1 protein-coding gene is annotated in these 2,018 nt (G+C 69.2%); it reads right to left on the reverse strand.

The features are described 5' to 3' along the window. Positions 1-2,018: DUF5801 repeats-in-toxin domain-containing protein (locus ACB031_RS22725; RefSeq protein WP_371140263.1), on the reverse strand; the 2,018-nt coding region annotated here is incomplete at both ends.

Raw genomic sequence — 2,018 nt, forward strand, 5'->3', positions numbered from 1 at the left:
CGCCGCCGCAAAGCTGCCGGTCGCCGTGTCACTGGCCGCACCGATGGTCTGCGCATCCTGGGTGGTCAGGGTGATGCCACCGTCCGCCACCGCATTGATGGTCACGCTCGGGCCGTCATCCTCGAAGCGGAACACGCTGTTGGCGCCCAGATCCACCGCCGCACTGGCGCGGTCGCCATCGGCATCGGTCACGGTCTGCACCAGGGTCAGTACGCCCTGCCCCACGGTCAGCGCCACGCTGTCATCTGCATTGCTGGTGTCGCCATGCCAGACGTTGTCCAGCAGGGCCAGGGTCACTTCCCCGCTGGTCGGGTTGATGGTCAGGGTGAAGTAATCCACCCCGCCGGCGCTGCCGGTGATGACGTTGCCCACCTGATTGAGCAGGATGGCCGCCCCCTGGCCGTTGGCAGCCAGCGGATCCACCGCATAGAGGCCGCTCGCCACGTTGCTGCCGCTCAGCGCCAGGCTGTAGCCGATGCTGCCCGCCCCGTCGGCCCCGAAGGCCGGGTTGAACTGGGCCTGCACGTCGGCCGCGCTCAGGCTGGCACTGGCTACCCCGTCGCCGCCCACTCCACCCAGGCTGACCAGGCTCTCGTCCACGGTCGCCCCCAGGCTCGGCGCCTCTTCTGCGAGGCCAGCCCGCGGGCCGTCATCCTCGAAGCGGAACACGCTGTTGGCGCCCAGATCCACCGCCGCACTGGCGCGGTCGCCATCGGCATCGGTCACGGTCTGCACCAGGGTCAGTACGCCCTGCCCCACGGTCAGCGCCACGCTGTCATCTGCATTGCTGGTGTCGCCATGCCAGACGTTGTCCAGCAGGGCCAGGGTCACTTCCCCGCTGGTCGGGTTGATGGTCAGGGTGAAGTAATCCACCCCGCCGGCGCTGCCGGTGATGACGTTGCCCACCTGATTGAGCAGGATGGCCGCCCCCTGGCCGTTGGCAGCCAGCGGATCCACCGCATAGAGGCCGCTTGCCACGTTGCTGCCGCTCAGCGCCAGGCTGTAGCCAATGCTGCCCGCCCCGTCGGCCCCGAAGGCCGGGTTGAACTGGGCCTGCACGTCGGCCGCGCTCAGGCTGGCACTGGCTACCCCGTCGCCGCCCACTGCACCCAGGCTGACCAGGCTCTCGTCCACGGTCGCCCCCAGGCTCGGCGCCTCTTCTGCGAGGCCAGCCCGCGGGCCGTCATCCTCGAAGCGGAACACGCTGTTGGCACCCAGATCCACCGCCGCACTGGCACGGTCGCCATCGGCGTCGGTCACGGTCTGCACCAGGGTCAGCACGCCCTGCCCCACAGTCAGTGCCACGCTGTCATCTGCATTGCTGGTGTCGCCATGCCAGACGTTGTCCAGCAGGGCCAGGGTCACTTCCCCGCTGCTCGGGTTGATGGTCAGGGTGAAGTAATCCACCCCGCCGGCGCTACCGGTGATGACGTTGCCCACCTGATTGAGCAGGATCGCCGCCCCCTGGCCATTGGCGGCCAGCGGATCCACCGCATAGAGGCCGCTTGCCACGTTGCTGCCGCTCAGCGCCAGGCTGTAGCCAATGCTGCCCGCCCCGTCGGCCCCGAAGGCCGGGTTGAACTGGGCCTGCACGTCGGCCGCGCTCAGGCTGGCACTGGCTACCCCGTCGCCGCCCACTCCACCCAGGCTGACCAGGCTCTCGTCCACGGTCGCCCCCAGGCTCGGCGCCTCTTCTGCGAGGCCAGCCCGCGGGCCGTCATCCTCGAAGCGGAACACGCTGTTGGCGCCCAGATCCACCGCCGCACTGGCACGGTCGCCATCGGCGTCGGTCACGGTCTGCACCAGGGTCAGCACGCCCTGCCCCACGGTCAGTGCCACGCTGTCATCTGCATTGCTGGTGTCGCCATGCCAGACGTTGTCCAGCAGGGCCAGGGTCACTTCCCCGGTGGTCGGGTTGATGGTCAGGGTGAAGTAATCCACCCCGCCCGCGCTGCCGGTGATGACGTTGCCCACCTGATTGAGCACGATCGCCGCCCCCTGGCCATTGGCAGCCAGCG

Origin of the sequence: Aeromonas sp. S8(2024) (genome assembly GCF_041403085.1) — a bacterium.
GTDB classification, from domain to species: Bacteria; Pseudomonadota; Gammaproteobacteria; order Enterobacterales; family Aeromonadaceae; genus Aeromonas; species Aeromonas dhakensis.